This is a genomic window from Paenibacillus sp. FSL P2-0173 (assembly GCF_038008045.1).
Lineage (GTDB): Bacteria > Bacillota > Bacilli > Paenibacillales > Paenibacillaceae > Paenibacillus > Paenibacillus polymyxa_B.
Window position 1 is genome coordinate 745,467 of record NZ_JBBOYK010000002.1, and the last position, 18,387, is coordinate 763,853.

Consider the following 18,387-nt stretch of genomic DNA (forward strand, 5'->3'; position numbering starts at 1 on the left):
TCCTTAAACTTTTCACTTATTAAAACTTTTTTCAAAACTATTGTAATATCCTGAAGGAGGGCTGCTATCCTATGACTTTTCCGTCCCTGAACACCCAACAGGTGAGAAAATCAAGTTTGGCTATCTAGGAGGGACTAAATTTGAATCTGCAAACCCGCAAGTCCCGCCACATGTATACGATGCAGCTGGCGACAATTTTTATTGGCTTTATTGTATTTGGCATCTCGGAAAATATTAAAGGCCCTGCCATTCCACGCATCCAATTCGACTTCAATCTGGATGAACAGCAGCTCGGAACATTGTTGTCTCTAAACGCACTTGGTTATTTGATTGCCTGCTCGTTCACCGCTGTCCTTGTCCGTAAGTGGGGAATCAAGGCGGTCAGCATCATTTCCTTTGCTTCCATGATCATCTCGGGAGTGTTCATCTATCTGTCGCACACGTATCCGTTCTTCGCCTCGTCCTACTTCTTGATGTATATCGGGAACGGCATGCTGGAGATTGCGCTCGCAATTTTGGGGGCGAGGATTTTTGTGAAAAATACCGGCACGATGATGAATTTGTCCCACTTTTTCTATGGGCTCAGCTCAACAGTCGCCCCTTTGCTGGCGACGGGAGTCATGTCACTGACGGTATTTGGACATATGCTGGACTGGCGGGGGATGTATCTGGCTATGTTGTCGCTCTGCCTGCTGCCGATTGTGGCCGCACTGCTCAGCACCTTCCCGGGAGACGATTTGCAGCATGAGGATCGAACCTCACTCAAGACGCTAACCCGCGATCCAGCACTCTGGATGATGGTAATGATCCTGTCGTTTGGAGTAGTCTCTGAGCTCGCAGTTGGGGGCTGGCTGGTCAACTTTTTAGAGAAAGCGTATTCATGGAGCACGGTGGAGGCGTCCAGCATGCTCTCAGCGTTCTTTCTTACCTTCTCGTTGGGGCGCCTATTGCTTGGTCCACTCACAGACCGGATGGGGTTCGTGCTTTCGACGATTCTATTCTCCGCCTTCTCAGCGATATGTACGTTCGCAGCAATCGCGGGTGGAGAGAGACTGGCGTTTCTCTTTGCCGTATCAGGTGCAGGTATTGCAATGATCTATCCGACCGTGATGGCGTTCATAGCAAGGAGATATCCGAAGGACAGTGATACAGCTATTACGTTCGTCGTCACGCTGATGGGCATAGGTAGTGTCATTGGCAACTATGTGATCGGCTGGGTAATCGAAGGGGTCAAGATAGTCTACGGCGCAACCACTGAGCTTGGCATACTGCGCGGACTTCAGGCGGGATATGGAGTTATCGGTCTATGCGCAGCCATCTGCGCGATCTCGGGAATTATTCTCTACGGATATCTGAAAAAGCGGCAGGAGCTTATATAAATCACCACCTTAGGGTTGTCCCATAAGTCATGAACTGACTGGGACGCCCTTTTTTTACGAGTTCCCCATTCAGTCAAAACAGCCCTTGTATGAACACATCCGAGCTGCTTTGATTCATCATCAGTTCTTGCTCATTTTCCATTTCGAAGAGCTCATCGGGAGCACATTTGAACACCACTTTTGGATGACTGGCTGCTGCCAAATCGTCTGGAACCGGAACACGACCGAACCTTTTTGGTAAGTACATAGCCTTCATTGGGTTGTCAACAGTAAAACAGCTTTTTAAGAGCAATTCTCCTGCAGGAACTATTCAACATAACATACAAACGTATAATATATTGATACTTTACAACTTACGTTATATACTATTATAAAATTTATACACTGGGGGTAAGGTTAAAATGTCCATAGCTTCGGAGTTGAGCGGAACGAAGCACGATTCACTCAGCTTTTTACAAGGGGTTAAAGATTGTATTCCTACATTGCTCGGTTATGTATGTATTGGGTTCGCGGCAGGCATTGTGGGCGCTTCATCAGGGGTTAGCACCATGGAAATTGCCTTCATGTCGGCGCTTGTATACGCAGGAGCCTCCCAGTTTATCATGTGCTCGATGCTGGCTGCAGCCAGTCCTCCATCCGTCATTATTTTAACGACTTTCATTGTGAATGCTCGTCATCTGCTGTTAAGTGCGTCGCTGGCTCCTTACTTTTCTAAATATTCATTGTGGAAAAACATAGGCATCGGTGTTCTTTTGACGGACGAATCCTTTGGAGTAGCGTCGGATAAATTGGCTAAAGGCGGGCAGGTCAGTGACCGCTGGATGAACGGGCTTAATATTACAGCTTATCTCGCCTGGATTGCATCCTGTGTAGCGGGAGGGGTTCTCGGGAACTGGATTTCCCGGCCGGAGGCTTTTGGTCTGGACTTTGCCTTGCCAGCGATGTTTCTTGCCCTGCTCATTTCCCAGCTCCAAAGTGTCCAGACCTCCAAACTCAAGCATCGTCTGCTGCTTGTGCTATGTATGGCTGTTCTGATGTACCTTTTGGCCTGGTGGGTGCCATCACATATCGCCGTCATTATAGCGACCATGATCACCGCAACGATTGGAGTGTTAACCGACAAATGAACATTAATCCCAATGTCCTGTATATCATTATCGGTGCCATGATTGTCACGGCGATTCCAAGGATCATTCCCTTTGTCGTGCTGCAAAGGCTGGCGCTACCCAAGCCAGTGCTACAATGGCTTTCCTATATTCCCATCTGCATATTCACGGCCCTCGTGATGGAAAATCTGCTCGTTCGAACCGAAACCTCAGTCACTCTTAATGGGCAAGTGCTTATGGCTGTTCTTCCTACGCTAGTGACCGCCTTGTGGAGCAAAAACCTGCTGGCTACCGTCGTTGTCGGTATTGTGAGTATGGCTGTAACTCGACTTTTGTGGTGAAGAAAAAAATTACCCTCCTACAATAGGAGGGCATCTGTCCTTTCTTAGGCTCCACCTGTCGTCCTTACTAACGAGGGCGACAGATCTCCTTCCTCAAAACCACGTTCTCGTTGTGAAAGATACGAGGAGGCTTGCAGCCTAAACATTTCTGCATACACTCCGTCTATATCCATTAAGTGTTCATGACTACCTGCTTCCACAATTTTGCCCTCCTCCATTAAAATAATGGTTGGGATTACATCCTCATGCTATCCTAACTACAACCAGTCCCTATTCACAAACATCTTTCTTCCACCATACAGATAGGCTAAAAACGTAAAAATGACAATCAGTCCGAGACTATAAGGCTCAACTCTGGGTGCATAAGTCGCTGTTTGCGGCATCATAATATAATAAGGAATCGTAAAAGGAAACCACGCACCTATGGAAGAGTGAAAGCCTGTTATGACAATATTAGGAACCACACAACAAATGGACATTCCCAGAGAAGCTCCAAAATTCCGAATTTTTATCGAGAGCATAAGCTGTAGTGCTGCCAGGGGAAAAATCCCGAGCCAACCTCCCAAACCGGTAGAAAGAACGACAGACCAAGGGATTTCTCCTGGAGCACCTGCTATATTTCCACTTACAAAATAGCCTACTATAAATATAAGCTGATCCAGACCCAGTATGAGAATGAGCAATATATATTTTGCATAATAAATTTGCTGACGAGGATACGGGCTGCTCAATAAAATCTTCCATCCTCCATCCCGGTGCTCGTACGCACACAAAAGAGAAGCAATAATTCCACAATAGAGCGGATAAAAAAACATAGAGTGAAATTGCGCTGAATAAGTATATAAAGTTAACCAACTGGGTGAAAAAAACTGCTTCAAATCATTCAGTTCCAGGACTCCCATTAAAGAATTTATGATCGCATCCAATATAATGAGAATCCAAACCATGATCCATTGAAGCTTTATTGTCTCCACGCGTAAAATAGAGCCCATGTATCTTTTCCTCTCTATTTGAATTCATGCTTGGTAAACTGTAGTGTACCAAGTCCCGTAAAGATGACTCCTGCACTTAAAGCAACGATCACCCAAATCATGTGTTCCTTCATCAGAGGACTTGATAATGCAGGGTACGACCAAGGCAATATTTTAATCCACAGAATACTTGTGCGTGCCAAAAACAAGCTTGCAATTGAACCGAATATACCAAACGCTAATGGGAATGCCTGATTAGTGAAAAGCGTAGACAGCCAAAGTTGAATTGCAAGTACTGGTAGGGTAGCCAAGCTTGCATTAATCGGCTGTAACAACATGATCCGCCAAGGAATGGGTTCGTTTGTATATAACACCCAGATGAGGCTCATACCTGCTACAGTGATCAAGGCGGTACCCAACTGCAGAATCACAATCCATACGATTTTGGATAAATAGATATAACTTCTGGGAACAGGCATGGCCATAAGCTGCTTCCATGTTTGAGTATCATGCTCTGTACCGGCCATAATGCTCGCCAAAAGTGTACCGCCAAGCAGCATCACAAACGAAAGGAACATAAACATAACGGCAAAACCAGCGTAGACACCTCCCGGTCCTTGCCGAAAGTAAAGATACCATTCCACAGCAGTCATGCCTGTAAGTACACACCCCTGTATAAGAGGAATCCACCAGCATATTTTCTTCAGCTTAAGCCCCTCTGCCTTTATAACCCGGAGTATCATAAGCTTCGCTCCTTACCTGTCAGTTCCAGGAATATCTCCTCCAATGTTTTTTTCTTCTCTGTGACCCGATAAATGGGATGATTGTGTTCCACAAGCACCTTGATCATCTCCGAAGATTGTTGCCGATCTACAATAGGAGTCACGACCTCATTTTGTTCAATCGATTCAGCTCCGGCCGTCCACCCATGCTGAATCAGTGCACCGGCAGCCAGAACAGGATCTGGGGTTTCAATGAATAATTGAGGCTTGCTTTTGGCGGTGAGTTCCTTCATCGTTCCCTGGAAGATCATTTCACCCTGATTAATAATTCCTACATAGGTTGCAATCTGCTCAATTTCGCTTAATAAATGGCTCGAAACCAGTACCGTCATTCCGTAAGCGCCAGGGAGGCTCATAATTAACTCCCGAATTTCCTGAATACCAGACGGGTCCAAACCATTCGTCGGTTCATCAAGTATCAATAATTTGGGGTTGGCAATAAGCGCCATAGCAATCCCCAGTCTTTGTCGCATCCCCAAGGAATATCCCTTTACCGGACGATACGCATCCTTGGTTAATCTCACTAAATCCAGCACTTCATGAATTCTTCGGGTCGGCAGTCCACGCATGGTTGTAACGATTTCTAAATTTCGATATGCGGATAAATGGGCATAATAGGCAGGTGATTCAACCAAGGAACCAATATCCTTCAATATTTCCATACGCTGATCCTTCAGCTTCTTCCCAAAAATCTCAATTTCCCCGGATGTGGATTTAATCAGCCCAAGTAGCATACGAATCGTGGTTGTTTTACCCGCCCCATTAGGTCCTAAAAATCCATAAATCTGCTGTCCGGGTACCTGGAGATTTATTCGTTTTACAAATTCCCGTTTTCCAAAACGCCTAGTTAGCTGCTGTGTATGTATTACATATTCAGACATTTCCTGATCTCCTCTCGACTTCTAATGCTGAAGCTTAAGTTACATACAGTTTACTGAAGTAAAGTAAACATCAGGTAAACAGTCCCTAAACAACAGGCAAAAAAACCGAGCAAACTGCAAAATGTGAGATCAAATGTTAAAAAGTTAGATGTTTAGCGGCAGTGAAATCTCCATCCTAGTACCCGCTTTACTGCCTGAAAGGATATGAAGCGTTCCGTTATGCGCCTCAATAAAGCTTTTGGCAATAGGTATTCCATGCCCTTGGGAATGAGATACCTGCATGTACTCATTGGAATTCATTCCTATTCCGTCGTCTTCGATAGAAATATGAAGCTTATCGTTCGCTTTGCTTACTTCCATGGAAACGTGTGTACCTGGAGGATTATGAATGATAGCATTAATCAAAAAATTCTGCAGCGCTCTGCCTAATAATTTACTATCGAAGGGCATAATACATGCCGCGTCCATTGACGTAAAAGAAAATTCGTATTGCTCGGCTGAAGGATGGTTAGCGATATCTATGACTGTACTACGGAGAAACTCCACAATGTCCTCCTTCTCCAATTGGATTGGCAATGGACCTTCCTTAAGCTGCATAGAAGCATTCAAATCCTGAATCAACTGCTTCATTTCCGTCACTTTCTCACTGATACCCATACTAAAGCTTCTTCTTTCTTCATCAGACCAGTCATACTCTTGAGCAGTTAGCATAGCCGCATATCCTTCAATATAAGATAATGGTGTTTTGAGATCATGGCTTACACCTGCTACCCACTGCTGTTTTCGTTTCTCTAATTCCACTCTCTCTTCCTCATTGCTGCGCAATTGAGCCGATAAGATGTTCATTTGTTCAAAAACTTCTTTATACAATTGATACGGAGGTTTATAACTATTTTTCTGATTTTTTTTGCCCTCTGGCAGTTCCAGTTCACTTAGCGGCGCTTGGAATTCCCCTGTCGCAATATTTCCAATCCATTTAATTACATACACCAAAGGTTTGCCTATATACCATCCGTAGGCAGCTATGAACACAACACTCTGCACGATACCAAGTCCTGTCCAGAATAGATCAATATTTATATTTTGAGATGCTCCAAATATACTTTTTATAAAAATATATAAGATCGTGCAAATAACAAAACATAGAACATAGGCCAGTACAAAGCATAATGTTACTTTCATAAAACGAAAGGACATCTTAACTAGAGAGTTCATTCTTGCTCCTCCATCTTGACTGACATCATTTTATAACCAAGTCCTCTTACATTGATTAAAAATTGCGGGTGCTTGGGATCAGGTTCTATTTTTTTCCGCAAACGGGAGATATGAATCACTACAGTCTTCTCATCACCCAAGAAGGCCTCGCTCCATATCGCCTCATAAAGCTGCCGTACACTGAAAATACGGTTAGGATGCTTGCACAGAAATACCAGCAGTAGCCATTCACGTGCCGGACAATCGACCTGCTTGTCCTCCACATACAATACACCGGATTCCAGTTCCAGACGAAAATATCCAAAATCTAAAGTGCGTAAGGTCGGTTTCATGGCCACTGTCGAAACTTTCCGATATTTCATTCGAGCTTTCATACGCGCAACGACTTCCAGCGGGTTAAACGGTTTGGTAATATAATCGTCCCCTCCGATACCAAACCCCATTAATTTGTCTAGGTCTGTATCTCTTGCCGTCAAAAAAAGAATAGGGGCATCCGTATATAGACGCATTTGACGACACACCTCAAACCCATCGTTATCAGGCAGCATAACATCAAGTACAATCACATCCACATGAGATTCCATCACGACTTGCAGCGCTTCCCGACCCGTTGCAGCATGCTTGACTTGAAGGAATCCTTCTTTTTTTAACACCGTTGTCAGCATATCCCGCAACCCCTGCTCATCGTCTACTATAAGTACTGCAATTTCTTCCATAACCCAAGGTTCTCCATTCTTTTTTTACATTTTTTACTTTCATTATAAAAGCAAACGGGCAGAATTTAAATCGAGTTCCATCACATATCGTTCATCCCCGTGAATATACTTAATAACCAACAAGGCCAAACTGTGCCGTGTATCCACTTGGGGGGTGCCTAATAATGCCGGAACCACGCCAGCCATATTCATTCGTCGTATCCCGCGAAGATTGGTCGCTGCATCGCAAAGGGTACCAGGACCAGCAACGTCATCAGCAGAAGGTCAAAGATGTCATTAAGCAAAATCTACCCGATCTGATAACGGAAGAAAATATTATTATGTCGGACGGTCAACAGATTATTAAAGTGCCGATTCGCAGTCTGGATGAATATCGCTTCATTTATAACTATCAAAAGCAAAAGCATGTAGGCCAAGGAGATGGCGACAGTCAGGTGGGGGATGTCATTGGACGTGATCCTGCTTCCCAGAAGCCAGGTAAAGGTGAGAAAGCCGGCGACCAGCCGGGACACGATATTATGGAAACGGAAGTCAGCATAGAAGAACTGGAAGATATGCTGTTTGAGGAAATGGAATTGCCGAATTTACAGCAAAAAGACAAGGATCAAATTGAGGTTGAATCTATCGTATTTAATGATATACGTAAAAAAGGCATGCAAGCGAACATTGACAAGAAACGAACCATTCTCGAAAATCTGCGCCGCAACGCCCGTGAGGGGAAACCGGGCATTCACCATATTAGTCCGGACGATCTTCGCTACAAAACATGGGAAGAGAAGACCATTCCCCAATCCAACGCGGTGATTATAGCTATGATGGACACCTCAGGTTCGATGGGCTCTTTTGAAAAATATTGCGCTCGCAGCTTCTTTTTCTGGATGACCCGCTTTTTGCGCCGTCAGTATGAAAAGGTGGAAATTGTCTTTCTCGCGCATCATACCGAGGCTAAAGAGGTTACGGAAGAAGAATTTTTTACCCGCGGAGAAAGTGGCGGCACGATCTGCTCTTCCGCTTATTTGAAAGCACTGGAGATTATCGACAAACGATATCCTCCTTCCAGCTACAATATTTATCCCTTCCATTTCTCGGATGGCGATAACCTGACCTCGGACAATGAGCGGTGTGTGAAGCTAATCGAGGAACTTATAAAGCGGAGCAATATGTTCGGCTATGGAGAAGTGAATCAATATAATCGCAGCAGCACGCTGATGTCAGCCTACAAGAATATTAAAAAGGATCAGTTTATGTACTATGTCATCAAGGAAAAAGGTGAGGTATACCAAGCCTTACGTACCTTTTTTCGCAAACGGGAAGGGGGATCGGTGGGATGAGTACCGACCAGAAGGAGCTAGAATATGCGATATCAGAAATTATGGAGATTGCCGATGGATTCGGGCTCGATTACTACCCGATGCGGTATGAGATTTGTCCGGCGGATATTGTATACACGTTCGGAGCCTATGGTATGCCCACGCGCTTCAGCCACTGGAGTTTTGGAAAAACATTTCACAAGATGAAAATGCAGTACGATTTTGGATTGAGCAAAATCTATGAGCTGGTCATTAACTCCAATCCCTGCTATGCCTTCCTGCTGGAAGGAAATTCTTTGGTGCAAAATAAACTGATTGTCGCCCATGTACTGGCACACTGTGATTTTTTCAAACACAACGCTCGCTTCTCAGCTTCTAATCGCAATATGGTAGAGAGTATGTCGGCCACAGCAGATCGAATCAACAGCTATGAAGTGGAATACGGGTCAGAGGCTGTGGAATCCTTCATTGACTCTGTACTGGCGATACAAGAGCATGTAGACCCACAGATTATCAAACCAAGGCATCTGGATAAACAACGCTATATGGAGCTCAAAATCCGGGAGCAGAAAGAACCTGGAAAACGCCAGCGCCCTCCTGGGCCTTACGATGATCTATGGTCACTGGAAACAGCGAAGCAGCATGATCCGACCGAGACCGAGGGCATCAAGGTACGCAAGTTCCCACCGGAACCTGAAAAAGATATCGTCTGGTTTATTCAGGAATTCTCGGAGGTACTGGAGGACTGGCAGCGGGATATTATGACGATGCTACGGGACGAAATGCTGTATTTCTGGCCCCAAATGGAGACCAAAATCATGAATGAAGGCTGGGCCTCCTATTGGCACCAGCGGATTGTAAGGGAACTGGATTTAACCGGGGAGGAAACCGTTGAATTTGCGATGCTGAACGCTTCTGTCGTACAGCCTTCCAAGCAAAGCCTGAACCCGTACTATTTGGGACTGAAAATATTTGAGGATATTGAAAAACGATGGGATAACCCAACCCGTGAGGAGCAAGAGCGACAAGGACGCAAACCGGGCGAAGGACGCGCTAAAATGTTCGAGGTACGAGAGTTCGACTCAGACACCTCTTTTATACGCAATTACATGACCAAGAAACTGACAGAGGATTTGGATCTGTACGTGTTTGAGAAACGGGGACCCGATTGGAAAATCACCGATAAATCCTGGGAAAACATACGGGATCAGCTCGTGTTTTCACGTGTGAATGGAGGCTCCCCTTATATCGTCGTCGAGGATGGAGATTACCTGCATACGGGCGAGTTGAAGCTCAAGCACCAGTACGAAGGCATTGAGCTGGATTTAAAATATATGGAGCGCACACTTCCGTATGTATATCAGCTGTGGGGGCGCACCGTTCATTTGGAAACCTTGATTGAGGGTAAGCTTGCCTTATTCTCATATGACGGTAAGAAACATCATCGTAAGTTTGTATAGTCATACAAAATCAAATAGCCAGCCTAATTTAAAAAAGGGGCATTCCTAAAAAGGATATGCACCTTTTTTTACTATTTCATACAACCTTAAGCGACCTTCGTTTCTTGCCAATTTCAGGACACCTGTTTCGTTTTGGATCAGGGGTGTATTATACTAATATAATAAATGACCCACGGGTCATAATTGAGAAGCAGAACGAGGAGCGCTGATATAGATGAACACCCATCCCAGCTTTCGTGAAGTTCGTGAAAGTGACCAGCAGGTATTCCCGATTGCCTGGTACGCCGTTGGCTGGTCCAAGGAGCTAAAAAATAAACCGCTTAAAAAGCGATTGCTTGGCAAAGATATTGTCCTGTACCGTGATGATCATCGTCAGGTACATGCCATCCATGCTTATTGCCCGCACCGAGGAGCTGATTTGTCGCTCGGCTATTGTCAAAACGGGCACATCACATGCCCATATCATGCATGGTCTTTCGATGAGAGTGGGCAGTGTGTGGATATTCCGGCACATCCGGGACGGGCTATTCCTGAGTTTGCTCATACCTATGCCTATCCCGTGATTGAAAAAGCCGGCCTGCTGTGGGTATATCCTCAGGCCGTTGGCTCAAAGTCTGAGATAAACTCAGGGTTGGGAACATCCACATCCCCCCCTCCTCTGGAGATTTTCCCCGAGCTGGAGGACCCCTCTCTCATTTTGTCTCCCTACGATTCCGTGTGGAAGGCACATCTGACGAGAGTTGTGGAGAGCGTGCTGGATGTCGCTCATTTGCCAATTGTCCATAACAAAACGATCGGTAAAAAATCCTCCACCGACATTCATATCGAGTTTGAAGCGGATGACAATCATATTCGAGTAAAAAACGGGAAAGGTTTATTACAATATACCTTTCCACAGCAATGGATTTTGACTCCCGCCAAGGAAGGACGCAGCAAGTTTATTAATTTCGTCACCTTCACTCCGATTGAGCAAGAGTTAACTGCCATCTACGGACTGGCTGGACGTAATTTTGCCAGATTTGTACCGGGCATGGGCCACATTTTTTCCAGATACAGTGGCAAGGTGCTGGAAGAGGATCGGGCCGTGGTGGAAAGCCAGCATCCGCGTCCAATCCCAGAAGCGCTGCGAATGGAGGCACACGTCCCCGCTGATGGACCTCAGGTTCGGTTTCGCAACCGCTGGTATGATTTCCTTGTCAACGATGAGCCTCGTGTACGACTGGGTCCAGAAACTACTTCCTCTTAAATTCGACGATGTAGCTTTGATTGAGCTGTTTTCCACCTTCCGAGATGTTCTGGTACATGGATAAAAACCGGGCGGATGGGCTCCATACCGTTGGGCTGTCATAGGATTGGATATCGGTCGTAACCGGAGTGGTTTTACCCGTAGACTGGTCAAACACATACAGCCCTCTCATGCCTTGCTGATCCTCATCATAAATGGAATAAGCAAGCTTGGACCCGTCGCTGGACCAGCTTCCACGACTCATTAAAGTGCCTTGACCGACGATTCCTTTCTCTTTGCCCTGTTCATCCAAAATGATCATACGGGCTGGTTCGGATGTATTCCATTTCCGCTTTTCAATGGCAATTGACTTACCATCAGGCGACACGGCAAAGGACATGGCACCCTCTGCAATGGTCACAGCCTGAGGATGATTGAGGGTGAACCGATTCAGCACCGGATACCCTTGTTTATCACTGCCTGTATAAAATATGGCGTTACCCACTTTTTCGACATGAGACATCAATTCAGAGCGATTCGGATCTTGAAAACTCAATTCTTTAGCTTTTCCGTCCAGACCAATCAGCTGGATTTTACCATCCGGTGTGCCTGTAATGAGATCATTCTCATCGCTCCAGCTCACTTCGTTAGTCATATCCAGCTTGCCGATCGATGTAACCTTACCACTGCCTAGTTCCAAAATGTAGCCTTGAATATCATATTTGCTGCTGGTGCTACCTTCAGTAAAAAAGACATGGCGCTGATCCGGTGATACCACAGCAAGTAACTGTGGAGCCTTACGACCTGGTGTTAAAATCCGCTCCTTGTCTGTCTCTACATTATGAATCCACAGCTGGGTTTTACGCTCCACAATCAGCTCTTCGTCGCTCAGCCAAGACCTCGCGTAGACATCCCCCAGCCTGTCGATAGACGATACCACCAGCTCGTCCGTTACTTGCTGCTGGGCTGCATCCGTGTCAATCACAGTAAGCTGTTGGCCCGGTTTCATACCGGATGCTGGATTTGTCTCTCCTGCGCTCTTCATGCCGCAACCGCTGAACAATGCCCCGGCGATTAAGCCGGTCATGAGCACCCCCGTGGCTTTCTGTCTGAAAACTCTTGTACGGGAATCTTCGCGATGAGAGGAGCCGTTCTTTTGCCCATAGCTGTCTATGTTTTTCTTTATCATGTACAACGGCCTCCTTGTTAACGATACCCCCAGTTTAATGCCCGAACATCTCATGAATACATCGGATTGTTTCCAAGTTGTAAACAAGACACCATTTTAGCCCTGTGCTAACAGTTGGCCATTTACAGGGAGCCATCGTGAACCAAGAGAGGGAGTCTAAGCGAAAATTCATTCCCACTTACATTTGTATGCCCGTTGTCATTTTCTAACCCACTATGATCTGAAGCTGTAAGCTGCAACTCTCCCCCCATGCGCTCCGCCAGTCTGCGCGCCAGAGGAAGACCGAGTCCCGTACCGCTGTCCTGACGAGATCGATCACGACTTAAGGTAGCAAACGGCTCAAAAATCATGTCCCATTGCTCCCTAGGAATCCATGGGCCGGAATTGCGTATACACACAATCACGGTGTCCTGTTCTACTCGATTCGATAACGTAATCCATCCACCGTCCCGATTGTACTTCACTGCATTATCCAGCAAATTCAGTACAATATGCATCAGATGCTTAGGGTCTCCCCACACCTGGGCAGGAACGGTATCTATCGAAAAATTCAGCCTACGCGCTGCCGCTTTTCCTCGAATACGGCTCCCTGCATCTTCCAGCAACGAATGCAGTTTCACAGCCTCTGTATGCAATTCAAAATCATATTTATCCAGCACAGATAGCCGCAGCGAGTCCTCGACAAGCTCGTATAACCGTTTTGTTTCCTTACTGATACTTTCTCTCGCTTCACGCACCAGTTCAGGATCATCCCCATACATATCCAGTAAATCAGCATAAGCCTGAATAGAGGTTAATGGAGTCTTCAGTTCATGGCTGATATTTCCAATAAAAGATTTTTGCTGCTGCTCCAGCTCTCTCAAACGCTGAACCGCTTCTTCCAGCCGAAGCTTTTCGTTTTCCAGCGCGGTAATGCTCTCCCGGATCACATGACTCATCTGGAGCATTCCTTCATCCAGTCTTCCCAGCTCATCCTGCCGCCGCAGCAGTCTGGTTTCCGGATAATGCCCTGCCGATATCTGTTCGGAAGCGCGAGTCAGTCGTCCGATATCTCTCGTCTGGCGGCTGACATAGCCTAAGCCCAAAATAAAGCTCAATACCAGCACCGCACCCCCTGTCCATAGAAACAACTGGGCAATAGCCTGGTAGAACTGCTGCTGCGCTTCTGTTGAGCTATGAAGCTGTACCACTCCCAGTAAGCCGTCCGGACCTTGAAGCGGAGCCAAATAGGTGACTGCGCTACCTTCCGTAATATACGCAATTTTGCCTTGGAGCGCATAGGAAAGGGCCTGGCTGACATTTGTTCTAAAAGCCAGCGGTAGAGAATTGCCAACCTCATGCCCCTGACCATCATATAAAATAACGCGCATATTGCTGGATACGCCCAGTTCCACTGCGAGTTGGGGCGCCTGCTTCTTCATGAAGCCTTCCGGTGATTGGCGCACTCCCAACAGGTAAGACTGTTTTACACGCATTTCTACAATTTCGGCCTGGCGCTTTAAACTGCGTTCCATTTGGTCTGTCTGGTTAGCGCGAATGCCAGTAAGCACGAGCCAGCTCAGCACACCGACAGTAAACAGCAGCAAAGCCGCCAGTACCAGGGGAAATTTCCAACGCAGGCTTAAGCCTGTAGGTTTGCGTTTGCGTTTCTGTTGGTCGGTGGACCGCAAGCTTCCTTGCTGATGGAGTGAATGATGTTCGTTCACGTCATTTTCTCTGCCTTATAGCCGATACCATACACGGTCTGCAATATCGCCTGATGCGGCTCAAGCTTCTTGCGCAAGCGCTGGATATGAATATCCACCGTACGCGTTCCGCCCACATAATCGAAGCTCCATACCTGCTCTAGCAGCTCGTCCCGTGTATACACCCTCCCGGCATGAGACACCAACAGCGCCAGCACATCAAACTCCTTGGGGGTCAGATCCAGCGCTATGGCTCCAAGTTCAGCCGTTCGGCTGGACGGACGTACCCGTAATGGGCCGAGTACCATTTCCGTTCCTTCCGGGGCAGGCGCTCCTTCTCGCTCCAGTCTCCGTACCAATGCTTTAATACGAGCGAGCAGCTCCCTCAGGTCAAACGGTTTGCTCATAAAATCGTCCGCACCCAGCTCCAGCCCGAGTACCTTATCAACGATATCGTTTTTGGCCGTCAGCAGTAAAATACCGATGCCCTTCCGACTTTCCAAACGGCGGCACACCTCATATCCACCCAGTTTGGGCATCATCACATCCAGTATGAGAACATCCGGGTGGAACAAACGCACTTTTTCCAAGGCGTCCTCCCCATCAACAGCAGTTTCCACCAAAAAACCCTCTCGCTTTAACGCATAAGCCAGCGCATTCCGAATGCTCGCCTCATCGTCCGCTATCAGTATTTTTTTATCCATGTCCTGCCCTCCCTGCATTAAAAAAATGCTCCAGCTACCTATGTTCCCGCAAATAATAATGAATCAGACATGTATGACATATAAACTGCTCACGTGGATCGTTAAGATCAAAATCTGTCATGTCGCGTATCCGTTCCAATCTGTATTTTACTGAGTTACGATGTATAAAAAGATAATTGGCTGTATCTACCAGACTGCCCCTGTTTTCCAAATAATAAAATAACGTTTTGAGTAAGTCACTGCCATGTGAGCGATCATATTGCTGAAGTCTCCCCAGCTTGCGTTCAAACAAATTTGAAAATTCCTCTTTGTCCATCGCTTCTCCAAGCATATAGTGCATCTCTATATCGCTGTATTTGCATACACGTTTATCAGGATACAGCCGCTGGGCTACAGTAATGGCACGACGTGCTTCATTGTAGCTTTGCAGCAGCTCCCATAACTTTTTGGCACTTCCGATGCCTAAATAATAATCGGCGGTACCCCAGGCTTTTTCAGTTGACCAGTTTTTCAGCGTATCACTCCAGGACGTTTCCTGATCAGAGCCAGGTGCGTTCTGATGATCATTCGGCTGAAGAGTCGGCAGAAATAATATCGCACGATTTGAACGGAACTCAATATGAGACACCACACGCCGTCGGGTCGATTCGATACTCAATAACCCAGAAAGAATCTCTTCTGGCGGAGCCGTAGCACTTTCCAGTACAGCCACCTCCCAGTTATATTCCGGGTTGAATCCCAATTGACGACCTCTCCGCTCAACCTCATGCCGCACCGGCAACGGAGGTGTCATGAGCTCATCTATAAAATTCCCCCGTAGTCGGCTTTCCGTATCTTCTACTGCCTTTTCACGCATTAATTCTAACGCCATCACCAGCCGTGCCTGCTCAATACCAACCTGCTCCATATCATCCAGTTCATTGCGGGCAATGACCAACTTGGCGACTGTACGTTTATCCACACTAATTGGAAAATGACGAGCATCTTGTACCTTCGCCCAATCCCAATCTTGTGGTGAAGTGACAATGGCTTGACCACCATTATCAACCAAAGCAACCGGAGCTTTAAAAAGCTCTGCTATATTATCGCTTACAGCCTGTATGCCACTGTTCTCCAGCACCATCGTCGTTAACGTTCGATAGATTTCTTCCGAACGTCGCAGCAGCTCTGCCTGTCGGTTCAACACCATATCCATGACACGCTGCGTAATATCCGTATAGGGAATATCGGCTGGAATCTCAATCACAGGAAGGCCACAGGCATTGCTTTCTTCAAGCGCACTATGGGGAATTTCCGTGAGAAAGCGGGTAGGCTTGATCACAAGCGCCGCCGCCCCGCCCTGATGCAGTAATTGAATAATTTGACACAATACCTCAGGCTCATGACGGATCGAATAAGCCGTTGTCATTAACAATACACCTTCCCGGACCCAGCCTTTCAGGTCAGGGACTTCCATAATGTCAATAAACCGGACAACCCGGCTTAGCCCTTGTTCTCCGCTTAATACCTTCGCCTCCTTCAACACGGGTATTGCCATGAGCTCTTGAACTGTTACACCCGGTATTTTCATAAAGACAGACCACCCTGCTATTTATTTTGCAAAATCCTTAGTTCATCTAATTTTCAGGATAGTGTACCAAAAAAGTGTACAAAACAAAACCTTTTACCGCTTGGTCAAATCTATCCACACCAGCCCATTCCTATCTTTAGGAGCTCAATGGAACATAAATAAACCGCCCTTTTCTGGAAAAGGCGGTTTATTTTAATATTCAACTATTTATAATGAAGTTTAAGAACTATCCTGCTTGTACCCCACACGAAGTGGCTGCTAGCGTACCGAAACAGCTGCACCCAACGCCACAATCGGGTCAATAGCCCGAATCCCTAGTGTACGCTCCAGCTCTGGCGCAAAGTTCATTGTTACAAAACCTGTACAGGCAAGTACAATTACCTCAGCCCCCTTCTCCTGAAGCCGTAACGCTGCTGCCATAGCTGCCTCTTTACCTTGTGGAGTGTTCAAGTCCAGTGTCGTCTGCACACCTATGGGACGCTCTGTACCGATATAGGAATCGCCCAAAATGCGGCGAATCAGCGGCGGAGCCTCCTCCAAAATGGTCAACACGCCTACACGGCTGGCCGATGTCAGAGCCAAGAGTGCCGCACAGGACCCCGCCCCGTATACAGGTACAGATACAGCCTGACGAGTTTCCTCTAGCGCCGGATCAGCCGCGCAGCTAATACCGATAGACGTACAGCCTTGTTCAACGAGTTGTTGCGCCGCGAGCACAATTTTAGGCACCGCTTCCCGGTCTGTGATATCATCGTAGATTCCTTTCGGCTGATCGGGGATACATACACTGGTGACAGGCAGCCCGTAGTGCTGCTCAATAACCCGGCCGTGAAGGTCGATAGCTGCTTTGTCCTGCATGGTAAGCACTCTGATCATTCCAAGCATGATAACTTCCTCCCTTTATCGCTCTAGCAACTGACCAGCCTTCATAATCAGACGATCATCCAGATATACATCCGGTTTTTGTACGACTCCGTCAATATGTACACCCGCAGCGACAGTTCCCCCAAAGGTATTATTGCTGCCAAAAGCGACATGAATCGTGCCATATACTTTCTCGTCCTCTAACACAACACCTGTAATGCGGGCTTTATCATTCGTTCCAATACCAAATTCGGCCAGCATTCTACCATCGCCTTCGCCGAGCATATCCAACAGGGACTGTCCGGCTTCCCCTTCTGCCGCGATTAATCTTCCATTTTGCACCGTCAGCAGCAGCGGCTCTTTTAAGGCACCGATTCCCGCTACAGAACCGTCCACCACAATCTGACCCTGTGCCGTTCCTTCCAGCGGAGCAATATACGCTTCACCGGAAGGCAGGTTCCCCGATTCGCCGGGATTCAAATACATACCTGTGCTGGGAACACCGTTGCGCCCTTCTATGGTAAAGTTCAGACTATATCCATCCTTTTCAATCCGTACCTGCTTGGCAGCAGTCAGCAATGCGGTCACCTCTTCGGTCAGCGCCTTGACCTTCGGATAATCAGCAGCAATTGCTCCATTCATGAACATATCGTCTGTCATGCCAGGCATGGTCGCCAGGCGTGCTCCAGCAGCTGCGGCTTGCTTACGGGCACTTGTATGTGTCAGCGAATACCGGGTGACACATACAACAACGTTGGAGCGAAGCATGGCTTCGGCAACAGGGGCTGGAGGCTCCTCGCCCGATTTGGAACGAACCTTCATCGTCAAAATAGCTGCTTCTGCCCCCAGTGCCTTGCCAGCTTCATATATGGACTCGCCCAATTCTTTTTTATCATCGTCGGTTACGACCAGAAGCGTCTCTCCAGCGGTAAGTCCCAAACATTTTTGCAATACATTTTTACTGATTTCAATACGTTGTTGACTCATAG

Annotated in this window: 19 protein-coding genes; 6 read left to right on the forward strand and 13 right to left on the reverse strand. The window is 46.8% G+C overall.

Annotated features, from left to right (window positions below):
- Positions 1-140: 140 nt before the first annotated feature.
- Positions 141-1,379, forward strand: coding sequence for an MFS transporter (locus MKX30_RS13705; protein WP_028542931.1), 1,239 nt, complete (start codon positions 141-143; stop codon positions 1,377-1,379).
- A 73-nt stretch (positions 1,380-1,452) separates the two neighbouring features.
- Here MKX30_RS13705 and MKX30_RS13710 read toward each other — a convergent pair whose 3' ends face one another.
- Entirely contained in the window at positions 1,453-1,626 is a 174-nt protein-coding gene (locus tag MKX30_RS13710; RefSeq protein ID WP_160790889.1) for a hypothetical protein, read from the reverse strand.
- Between the two features lie 154 nt (positions 1,627-1,780).
- Between MKX30_RS13710 and MKX30_RS13715 the strand changes: the two genes are divergently transcribed.
- Together MKX30_RS13715 and MKX30_RS13720 are read left to right on the forward strand one after the other, a co-directional pair.
- Positions 1,781-2,506, forward strand: coding sequence for an AzlC family ABC transporter permease (locus tag MKX30_RS13715; RefSeq protein WP_023987840.1), 726 nt, complete (start codon positions 1,781-1,783; stop codon positions 2,504-2,506).
- The gene (locus MKX30_RS13720; protein ID WP_341062909.1) at positions 2,503-2,826 is read left to right on the forward strand and encodes an AzlD domain-containing protein; all 324 of its coding nucleotides are present in this window, start codon (positions 2,503-2,505) and stop codon (positions 2,824-2,826) included. The genes MKX30_RS13715 and MKX30_RS13720 overlap by 4 nt, the downstream gene beginning before the upstream one ends.
- A 44-nt stretch (positions 2,827-2,870) precedes the next feature.
- On the opposite strand, the gene MKX30_RS13725 is transcribed toward MKX30_RS13720, so the two are convergent.
- From MKX30_RS13725 to MKX30_RS13750, 6 genes are all read right to left on the reverse strand, one after another.
- Positions 2,871-3,026 carry a hypothetical protein gene (locus tag MKX30_RS13725; protein WP_155613660.1) on the reverse strand — a complete coding sequence of 52 codons (156 nt, stop codon included), beginning with the start codon at positions 3,024-3,026 and terminating at the stop codon, positions 2,871-2,873.
- Positions 3,027-3,083: 57 nt separating this feature from the next.
- A complete protein-coding gene (locus MKX30_RS13730) occupies positions 3,084-3,818 on the reverse strand; it encodes an ABC transporter permease (protein WP_013309463.1) in 735 nt (244 codons plus the stop codon).
- 14 nt (positions 3,819-3,832) lie between these two features.
- Positions 3,833-4,540, reverse strand: a complete 708-nt coding sequence (locus tag MKX30_RS13735) for an ABC transporter permease (protein ID WP_023987832.1) — start codon at positions 4,538-4,540, stop codon at positions 3,833-3,835.
- Positions 4,537-5,460 carry an ABC transporter ATP-binding protein gene (locus MKX30_RS13740; RefSeq protein ID WP_023987831.1) on the reverse strand — a complete coding sequence of 308 codons (924 nt, stop codon included), beginning with the start codon at positions 5,458-5,460 and terminating at the stop codon, positions 4,537-4,539. The genes MKX30_RS13735 and MKX30_RS13740 overlap by 4 nt, the downstream gene beginning before the upstream one ends.
- 144 nt (positions 5,461-5,604) lie before the next feature.
- Entirely contained in the window at positions 5,605-6,675 is a 1,071-nt protein-coding gene (locus tag MKX30_RS13745) for a sensor histidine kinase (RefSeq protein ID WP_069080729.1), read from the reverse strand.
- Positions 6,672-7,391: a response regulator transcription factor gene (locus tag MKX30_RS13750; RefSeq protein WP_023987829.1), complete on the reverse strand. Its 720-nt coding sequence runs from the start codon at positions 7,389-7,391 to the stop codon at positions 6,672-6,674. Before MKX30_RS13750 ends, MKX30_RS13745 begins: the two co-directional genes overlap by 4 nt.
- 164 nt (positions 7,392-7,555) lie before the next feature.
- On the opposite strand from MKX30_RS13750, the gene yhbH reads away from it, so the two are divergent.
- The 3 genes from yhbH to MKX30_RS13765 all read left to right on the forward strand — a co-directional run bounded on the left by yhbH (position 7,556) and on the right by MKX30_RS13765 (position 11,407).
- Complete coding sequence (gene yhbH / locus MKX30_RS13755) at positions 7,556-8,722, forward strand: sporulation protein YhbH (RefSeq protein WP_023987828.1); 1,167 nt, start codon at positions 7,556-7,558, stop codon at positions 8,720-8,722.
- Positions 8,719-10,161 carry a SpoVR family protein gene (locus MKX30_RS13760; RefSeq protein ID WP_264454001.1) on the forward strand — a complete coding sequence of 481 codons (1,443 nt, stop codon included), beginning with the start codon at positions 8,719-8,721 and terminating at the stop codon, positions 10,159-10,161. The genes yhbH and MKX30_RS13760 overlap by 4 nt, the downstream gene beginning before the upstream one ends.
- A 214-nt stretch (positions 10,162-10,375) precedes the next feature.
- Positions 10,376-11,407: an aromatic ring-hydroxylating dioxygenase subunit alpha gene (locus tag MKX30_RS13765; RefSeq protein ID WP_341062910.1), complete on the forward strand. Its 1,032-nt coding sequence runs from the start codon at positions 10,376-10,378 to the stop codon at positions 11,405-11,407.
- Here the strand turns inward: MKX30_RS13765 and MKX30_RS13770 are convergent.
- The 6 genes from MKX30_RS13770 to MKX30_RS13795 all read right to left on the reverse strand — a co-directional run bounded on the left by MKX30_RS13770 (position 11,394) and on the right by MKX30_RS13795 (position 18,385).
- Positions 11,394-12,575, reverse strand: a complete 1,182-nt coding sequence (locus tag MKX30_RS13770) for a WD40 repeat domain-containing protein (RefSeq protein ID WP_341062911.1) — start codon at positions 12,573-12,575, stop codon at positions 11,394-11,396. The two genes, MKX30_RS13765 and MKX30_RS13770, sit on opposite strands and share 14 nt — an antisense overlap.
- A 122-nt stretch (positions 12,576-12,697) precedes the next feature.
- The gene (locus MKX30_RS13775) at positions 12,698-14,281 is read right to left on the reverse strand and encodes a sensor histidine kinase (RefSeq protein WP_053325049.1); all 1,584 of its coding nucleotides are present in this window, start codon (positions 14,279-14,281) and stop codon (positions 12,698-12,700) included.
- Positions 14,278-14,964, reverse strand: a complete 687-nt coding sequence (locus MKX30_RS13780) for a response regulator transcription factor (RefSeq protein ID WP_025723943.1) — start codon at positions 14,962-14,964, stop codon at positions 14,278-14,280. The genes MKX30_RS13775 and MKX30_RS13780 overlap by 4 nt, the downstream gene beginning before the upstream one ends.
- A 34-nt stretch (positions 14,965-14,998) precedes the next feature.
- Positions 14,999-16,534, reverse strand: coding sequence for a PucR family transcriptional regulator (locus MKX30_RS13785; RefSeq protein WP_053325048.1), 1,536 nt, complete (start codon positions 16,532-16,534; stop codon positions 14,999-15,001).
- Between the two features lie 258 nt (positions 16,535-16,792).
- Positions 16,793-17,419 carry an aspartate/glutamate racemase family protein gene (locus MKX30_RS13790; RefSeq protein ID WP_068940131.1) on the reverse strand — a complete coding sequence of 209 codons (627 nt, stop codon included), beginning with the start codon at positions 17,417-17,419 and terminating at the stop codon, positions 16,793-16,795.
- A gap of 15 nt (positions 17,420-17,434) precedes the next feature.
- Positions 17,435-18,385 carry an aminopeptidase gene (locus tag MKX30_RS13795; protein WP_028542944.1) on the reverse strand — a complete coding sequence of 317 codons (951 nt, stop codon included), beginning with the start codon at positions 18,383-18,385 and terminating at the stop codon, positions 17,435-17,437.
- Between the last annotated feature and the right edge of the window lie 2 nt (positions 18,386-18,387).

What these genes read in the sequence shown, in the direction of transcription:
- MKX30_RS13780 (WP_025723943.1), bottom strand. Translation starts at nt 14,964, where the DNA reads ATGGATAAAAAAATACTGATAGCGGACGATGAGGCGAGCATTCGGAAT.
- MKX30_RS13795 (WP_028542944.1), bottom strand. Translation starts at nt 18,385, where the DNA reads ATGAGTCAACAACGTATTGAAATCAGTAAAAATGTATTGCAAAAATGT.
- MKX30_RS13710 (WP_160790889.1), bottom strand. Translation starts at nt 1,626, where the DNA reads ATGTACTTACCAAAAAGGTTCGGTCGTGTTCCGGTTCCAGACGATTTG.
- MKX30_RS13715 (WP_023987840.1), top strand. Translation starts at nt 1,781, where the DNA reads ATGTCCATAGCTTCGGAGTTGAGCGGAACGAAGCACGATTCACTCAGC.
- MKX30_RS13790 (WP_068940131.1), bottom strand. Translation starts at nt 17,419, where the DNA reads ATGCTTGGAATGATCAGAGTGCTTACCATGCAGGACAAAGCAGCTATC.
- MKX30_RS13750 (WP_023987829.1), bottom strand. Translation starts at nt 7,391, where the DNA reads ATGGAAGAAATTGCAGTACTTATAGTAGACGATGAGCAGGGGTTGCGG.
- MKX30_RS13785 (WP_053325048.1), bottom strand. Translation starts at nt 16,534, where the DNA reads ATGAAAATACCGGGTGTAACAGTTCAAGAGCTCATGGCAATACCCGTG.
- MKX30_RS13760 (WP_264454001.1), top strand. Translation starts at nt 8,719, where the DNA reads ATGAGTACCGACCAGAAGGAGCTAGAATATGCGATATCAGAAATTATG.
- MKX30_RS13720 (WP_341062909.1), top strand. Translation starts at nt 2,503, where the DNA reads ATGAACATTAATCCCAATGTCCTGTATATCATTATCGGTGCCATGATT.
- MKX30_RS13740 (WP_023987831.1), bottom strand. Translation starts at nt 5,460, where the DNA reads ATGTCTGAATATGTAATACATACACAGCAGCTAACTAGGCGTTTTGGA.
- MKX30_RS13765 (WP_341062910.1), top strand. Translation starts at nt 10,376, where the DNA reads ATGAACACCCATCCCAGCTTTCGTGAAGTTCGTGAAAGTGACCAGCAG.
- MKX30_RS13730 (WP_013309463.1), bottom strand. Translation starts at nt 3,818, where the DNA reads ATGGGCTCTATTTTACGCGTGGAGACAATAAAGCTTCAATGGATCATG.
- MKX30_RS13745 (WP_069080729.1), bottom strand. Translation starts at nt 6,675, where the DNA reads ATGAACTCTCTAGTTAAGATGTCCTTTCGTTTTATGAAAGTAACATTA.
- MKX30_RS13735 (WP_023987832.1), bottom strand. Translation starts at nt 4,540, where the DNA reads ATGATACTCCGGGTTATAAAGGCAGAGGGGCTTAAGCTGAAGAAAATA.
- yhbH (WP_023987828.1), top strand. Translation starts at nt 7,556, where the DNA reads ATGCCGGAACCACGCCAGCCATATTCATTCGTCGTATCCCGCGAAGAT.
- MKX30_RS13770 (WP_341062911.1), bottom strand. Translation starts at nt 12,575, where the DNA reads ATGATAAAGAAAAACATAGACAGCTATGGGCAAAAGAACGGCTCCTCT.